At 70.5% G+C, this 5,924-nt stretch carries 7 protein-coding genes; 2 read left to right on the forward strand and 5 right to left on the reverse strand.

Annotated elements, in window-relative coordinates; translation table 11 throughout:
• The coding region (locus tag G6W55_RS36720; RefSeq protein WP_175524945.1) for a glutamine synthetase beta-grasp domain-containing protein at positions 1-593 on the reverse strand (593 nt) is incomplete at its 3' end.
• 209 nt (positions 594-802) lie between these two features.
• Between G6W55_RS36720 and G6W55_RS36725 the strand changes: the two genes are divergently transcribed.
• Complete coding sequence (locus G6W55_RS36725; protein WP_175524946.1) at positions 803-1,270, forward strand: RDD family protein; 468 nt, start codon at positions 803-805, stop codon at positions 1,268-1,270.
• An 86-nt stretch (positions 1,271-1,356) separates the two neighbouring features.
• On the opposite strand, the gene G6W55_RS36730 is transcribed toward G6W55_RS36725, so the two are convergent.
• The 4 genes from G6W55_RS36730 to lipB form a co-directional block, all read right to left on the reverse strand.
• Positions 1,357-2,058 carry a DUF4191 domain-containing protein gene (locus tag G6W55_RS36730; protein WP_175524947.1) on the reverse strand — a complete coding sequence of 234 codons (702 nt, stop codon included), beginning with the start codon at positions 2,056-2,058 and terminating at the stop codon, positions 1,357-1,359.
• A gap of 79 nt (positions 2,059-2,137) precedes the next feature.
• Positions 2,138-2,338 carry a hypothetical protein gene (locus G6W55_RS36735; protein WP_030794435.1) on the reverse strand — a complete coding sequence of 67 codons (201 nt, stop codon included), beginning with the start codon at positions 2,336-2,338 and terminating at the stop codon, positions 2,138-2,140.
• A gap of 299 nt (positions 2,339-2,637) precedes the next feature.
• Positions 2,638-3,603, reverse strand: coding sequence for a lipoyl synthase (gene lipA, locus G6W55_RS36740; RefSeq protein WP_175524948.1), 966 nt, complete (start codon positions 3,601-3,603; stop codon positions 2,638-2,640).
• 74 nt (positions 3,604-3,677) lie between these two features.
• On the reverse strand, positions 3,678-4,694 hold the full coding sequence (gene lipB, locus G6W55_RS36745) for a lipoyl(octanoyl) transferase LipB (protein ID WP_303049968.1): 1,017 nt from the start codon (positions 4,692-4,694) through the stop codon (positions 3,678-3,680).
• Positions 4,695-4,750: 56 nt separating this feature from the next.
• On the opposite strand from lipB, the gene G6W55_RS36750 reads away from it, so the two are divergent.
• The coding region (locus G6W55_RS36750) for a regulator (RefSeq protein WP_175524950.1) at positions 4,751-5,924 on the forward strand (1,174 nt) is incomplete at its 3' end.

Below are 5,924 nucleotides of genomic sequence, written 5' to 3' on the forward strand. Positions count from 1 at the left end.
GCCAGCTCCAGGGAGATCTCGGCACGCAGGTCGGCGAAGTGGTCGACCGGCGGGGTCGGGAAGTAGCCGCCCTTGTAGCGGACCTTGTAACCCCGGTTGTCCTCGATCGCACCGGTGTTCCAGGCGCCGGCCTCGGAGTCGATGTGGTAGAAGGACTCGTTCTCCGAGGTCTTGAACCGCACGCTGTCGAACACGTAGAACTCGGCCTCGGGACCGAAGTACGCGGTGTCGGCGATACCGGTGGACGCCAGGTACGCCTCCGCCTTCTTCGCCACGTTGCGCGGGTCACGGGAGTACTGCTCGCCCGTGATCGGGTCGTGGATGAAGAAGTTGATGTTGAGCGTCTTGTCACGGCGGAAGGGGTCCACACGCGCGGTCGACAGGTCGGCGCGCAGCGCCATGTCGGACTCGTGGATGGCCTGGAAACCGCGGATCGACGAACCGTCGAACGCCAGCTCCTCGTCCGGGTCGAACGCCTCGACGGGCAGCGAGAAGTGCTGCATGACGCCCGGCAGGTCGCAGAAGCGGACGTCGACGAACTTGACGTCCTCGTCCGCGATGAACTTCTTGGCTTCGTCGGCGTTCTGGAACATCCAGCTCCTCCTACTCCCGACCGCCCGGCCGGGGTGGTAGTTCGTTCGTGCGGCCAGTGCGGTGGCACACGCTCTGCCCGACCCTAGGGACGCGTGATTTCTCGGGCGTGACCCATTTGTTTCGCACAAGTTAACCGCCCGCCCCTCCACCGTAGCCCTGACACACCCCGCCGTCCCCCGCGCGTCGGGGCGCGCAGTACCGTGGTCGGGTGGACAACAGGCAAGCACTCGGATCGTGGCTCTCCGGACCCCGCGCGGCCATGGAGGACGCCGGTGCCGACTTCGGATACCGGGGCGAGCAGCTCGGTCTGCCGGAGCACGGACCGGGTTCCCTGGCCCGCCCCGGCCGGCGGCTCGGCGCCCTCGCGGTGGACTGGGGCCTGTGCCTCTTGATCGCATACAGCTTGATCACGGACGGCTACACGCCCTCCACCAGCAACTGGACCCTGCTGGTCTTCCTGGTGACGAGCCTGCTCACGGTCGGTACGGTCGGCTTCACCCCGGGCAAGCGGCTCTTCGGCCTCAGGGTCGTGTCCGCCGACACCGGCACCGTCAGCCCGCTGCGCTCCGCGCTCCGCTCGGTGCTGCTCTGCCTGGCGATCCCGGCCCTGATCTGGGACCGCGACGGCCGCGGCCTGCACGACCGGCTGGCCCGCACGGTCGAGGTCCGGATCTGAGACCCACCGCGACGCGACGGTACGACGATGGGGGCGCCCGGATCACTCCGGGCGCCCCCATCGTCGTACACGCAAGAGGTCGGCGGTCAGCGGGCCTTCGGGCCGCCCTTCGGCAGGCGCATGCCCTTGGGCATCGGGCCCTTCGGCAGCGGCATGTTGCTCATCAGGTCGCCCAGGGCGCGCAGCCGGTCGTTGGTCGCGGTCACCTGGGGGCCGGTCAGCACGCGCGGGTACTTCATCAGGGTCGTCCGCAGCTTCTTCAGCTCGGTCTGGCCCTCGCCGGTGCCCACGAGCACGTCGTGCACCGGGACGTCCGCGACGATGCGGTTCATCTTCTTCTTCTCGGCGGCCAGGAGGGTCTTGACCCGGTTCGGGTTGCCCTCGGCGACCAGCACGATGCCGGCCTTGCCGACCGCGCGGTGCACCACGTCCTGGTTGCGGTTCATCGCCACCGCGGGGGTGGTCGTCCAGCCCCGGCCGATGTTGTCGAGGACGGCCGCGGCGGCGCCCGGCTGGCCCTCCATCTGGCCGAAGGCGGCCCGCTCGGCCCGGCGGCCGAACACGATCGCCGTCCCGAGGAACGCGAGCACGAAGCCCAGGATGCCCAGGTAGACCGGGTGGTCGATCAGGAAACCGATCGCGAGAAAGACACCGAAGATGATGAGGAAGACACCCGCGAGGATGAAACCGATCTTCTTGTCGGCCCTCCGGGTCATCTTGTACGTCAGGGCGATCTGCTTCAGTCGCCCGGTGTTCGCGGCCTCCGCCGCACTGTCACTTCTCGCCATGCCAGGAAGTCTACGTGGCCCGGGAAGTGCCGACGACGGCAGTGCCCGTCGGCCGGCGGCCCGCGGCGGCGGCGCTCGGTCAGGAACGGACGGCGGTGACCGATTCGATGACGCGCTGCGTCTCCACCCGGTCCTTGGCGCGACGGCGGTCCTCCAGCACGGAGGTCCACGCGTTGCGACGGGCGGTGCGCTGTCCGCTGCTCATGAGGAGCGACTCGACGGCGCGCAGGGCGGTGCTGAAGGACGGGATCGCGGTGGCGCGAACGGGCGCGGCCTGCATGGGAGAAGCCCCCTCGTACGGCGGTGGGTACGGGTCCGGTCGGTTCTACGTGGTGTGACACCAGCGTCACTGTTCGGTGTTACCAGGGCGTGACCGACCGGTCAAACGCCCATGAAGCCTTGTCACGGGGCCTTCGCGCGCCCGGCGACGACGACGCGGTCCTGACCGGGGCCCTCATCTGCGAGGACGGTCGGGACCGCGTCGTATCGGACAATACTGATCGGTAATATCTTGTGCGCGAGTTCACACGGGTGCCCCGCACTCGGACGGAGCAAGCGGGACGGAGGCTGTAGCCCAGGTCACACGGCCTGTACGGCGACGAAGGCGCCGCGCTTCTCGATCGCCATCTGGTAGAGACGCCCCGCGCGGTACGACGACCGCACCAGCGGACCCGACATCACCCCGGAGAAACCGATCTGCTCGGCCTCCTCCTTCAGCTCCACGAACTCCTGCGGCTTCACCCAGCGCTCCACCGGATGGTGGCGCACGGACGGACGCAGGTACTGGGTGATGGTGATCAGCTCGCAGCCCGCCTCGTGGAGCTGCTTCAGCGCCTCGCCGACCTCCTCACGGGTCTCGCCCATGCCGAGGATCAGGTTCGACTTGGTGACCAGGCCGTAGTCGCGGGCCTCGGTGATCACCTTCAGGGAGCGCTCGTAGCGGAAGCCGGGGCGGATCCGCTTGAAGATCCGCGGGACCGTCTCGACGTTGTGCGCGAAGACCTCGGGGCGGGAGGCGAAGACCTCGGCCAGCAGCTCCGGTACGGCGTTGAAGTCGGGGGCGAGCAGCTCGACCTTGGTGCGGCCGGCCTCACGGGCGGCGGTCTGCTCGTGGATCTGGCGGACCGTCTCGGCGTAGAGCCAGGCGCCGCCGTCCTCCAGGTCGTCGCGCGCGACGCCGGTGATGGTGGCGTAGTTCAGGTCCATGGTGACGACGGACTCGCCGACCCGGCGGGGCTCGTCACGGTCCAGGGCCTCGGGCTTGCCGGTGTCGATCTGGCAGAAGTCGCAGCGCCGGGTGCACTGGTCGCCGCCGATGAGGAAGGTGGCCTCGCGGTCCTCCCAGCACTCGTAGATGTTGGGGCAGCCGGCCTCCTGGCACACGGTGTGCAGGCCCTCGCCCTTCACCAGGTTCTGCATCTTCGTGTACTCGGGGCCCATTTTCGCCCGGGTCTTGATCCACTCGGGCTTGCGCTCGATGGGGGTCTGGCTGTTGCGGACCTCCAGGCGCAGCATCTTGCGTCCGTCGGGTGCGACTGCGGACACGACCGGCTCCCTAGCGATTGATTCTTCGGCGTGCTCCAGCGTACGCCCGTGGATTTGAAAGTCCGCCGCCCGTGTCAGGCCGCCGGTGTCTTCTCGGTTACTTTTTCGACCGCCTTCGGTTCGATCACCCTCGGCCGCAGCTCCGCGGCCGCCATGACCTCGGTCAGATGGCGCTCCACGACCGGCAGCACCTCGGCGATGGTGACGTCGCGGCCCAGTTCGTTCGCCAGGGACGCCACGCCCGCGTCGCGGATCCCGCACGGGATGATCCGGTCGAACCACTTGTTGTCGGGGTTCACGTTGAGCGCGAAGCCGTGCATCGTCACGCCCTTGGCCACCCGGATGCCGATGGCGGCGATCTTGCGGTCCTCGCGGCGCTGCCCGGCGTTGGAGGGGGCGTACTCCGGGCCGTTGAGCCGCGGGTCGAACTCCTCGTCGGTGAGCCGGGGGTCGAAGTCGAGGGAGAGACCGCCGAGCACGGGCCGCCGCTCCACCGGGTCGCCCAGCACCCAGACCCCGCTGCGGCCCTCGACCCGGGTGGTCTCCAGACCGAACTCCGCGCAGGTGCGGATCAGGGCCTCCTCCAGCCGCCGCACGTGCGCGACGACGTCCACCGGGCGGGGCAGCTTCTGGATCGGGTAGCCGACGAGCTGGCCCGGACCGTGCCAGGTGATCTTGCCGCCGCGGTCCACGTCGACCACCGGGGTGCCGTCGAGGGGGCGCTCGCTGTCGGCCGTGCGCCGGCCGGCCGTGTAGACGGGCGGGTGTTCCAGGAGCAGCACGGTGTCGGGGATCTCGTCGGCGAACCGGGCCGCGTGCACCCGGCGCTGCTCGTCCCAGGCCACCTGGTACTCCACGGCCTCGGCCCCGAAACCCCTACGGACGAACCGCAACTCACTCACGGCAAGCGCCTCCCTGGACGTCGTAAGGCGCGTGACGCGCCAACGCCACTGTACGTCCGCCCGCTCCCCGTCAGCCCGGCGGCCGTTTCTCACACGATCGGATGAATGAGCGTCGAGATGTGCGATCGGTTGGCTACGCTCAGCTACATTCGCGCCGTTCGCGAGGCCAAAAGGGCTGATCGCACCCATCAGGGCACTTCAACCGGGCACGTCAGAGGCCCGGGAGGCAGGAGACCGCACCGCAGATGACGGAACGACCCGCGCAGCGCACTCCCAACCGCCAGCTCGCCGCGCTCATCGCAGAAGCGGGCTTCTCCAACGCGGGACTGGCCCGTCGCGTCGATCAGCTCGGGCTGGAGCACGGGCTGGATCTCAGATACGACAAGACCTCCGTCACCCGGTGGCTGCGCGGGCAGCAGCCCCGGGGCACCACCCCGGCCCTGATCGCCGAGGTCTTCACCCGGCGTCTGGGCCGCCGGCTCACCGCCCAGGACCTCGGCCTGGACGCCTGCGCGCCCGTCTACGCGGGCCTGGAGTTCGCCGGCACCCCCGAGGAGGCCGTCGACATCGTCGGCGGGCTGTGGCGCAAGGACTCCGGCAGCCACGCCGAACTCCGCAAGATCGCCTTCACCCCGGCGGGTCTGGTGGTGCCCAGCCGCGACTGGCTGATCGGCCGGGCCGACGACAAGGTGGCCCGCGGCGAACCGCAGCCGCGGGTGCCCGTGCAGAACCGCCCGGTCCCCAAGGCGCCCCCGGCCGTCCCCCGGCAGCGCGGCACCGTCGAGCGCGGCCCCGGCCAGCGGGTCACCGGCGGCGACATCTCCGCGCTGCGCTCGGTCGGCGAGCTGTTCCGCACCCTGGACAACATGTACGGCGGCGGCCACGCCCGCCAGGCCCTCGTGCGCTACCTGGAGCACGAGTGCGAACCCATGCTGCGCGGCACCTACGGCGAGCAGACCGGCCGCCGGCTCTTCGCCGCCACCGCCGACCTCACCCGGCTGGCCGGCTGGACCTCCTTCGACATCGCCGCGCACGGCCTCGCCCAGCGCTACTTCGTCCAGGCCCTGCGGCTCTCCCAGGCCGCCGGCGACCGGCCGTACGGCTCCTTCGTGCTGGTCACCATGAGCCGCCAGGCCGTCTACCTCGGCCACGGCCGGGAGGCCGTGCAGCTCGCGCGCGTGGCCCAGCAGGGCGTCGGCACCGGAGCCCCGCCGGTCGTCCAGGCGCTGCTGCACGCCGCCGAGGCGCGCGGGCACGGCGTGCTCGGCGAGGTGCGCGCCTGCACCGCCGCCCTGGTGCGGGCCGAGCGCGCCCTGGAGGCGGCCCGCCCCGGGGACGAGGTGCCGCACTGGGCCCGGTTCTTCGACGAGGCGCAGCTCGCCGACGAGTTCGGGCACTGCCACCGCGACCTCCAGCAGT

Source organism: Streptomyces sp. CAI-85, assembly GCF_013363615.1.
Lineage (GTDB): Bacteria > Actinomycetota > Actinomycetes > Streptomycetales > Streptomycetaceae > Streptomyces > Streptomyces antibioticus_B.

Excerpts from the sequence above, each read along its gene's own strand:
- lipB (WP_303049968.1), bottom strand. The coding sequence starts at position 4,694 with ATGGGTGCGATCAGCCCTTTTGGCCTCGCGAACGGCGCGAATGTAGCT.
- G6W55_RS36735 (WP_030794435.1), bottom strand. The coding sequence starts at position 2,338 with ATGCAGGCCGCGCCCGTTCGCGCCACCGCGATCCCGTCCTTCAGCACC.
- G6W55_RS36730 (WP_175524947.1), bottom strand. The coding sequence starts at position 2,058 with ATGGCGAGAAGTGACAGTGCGGCGGAGGCCGCGAACACCGGGCGACTG.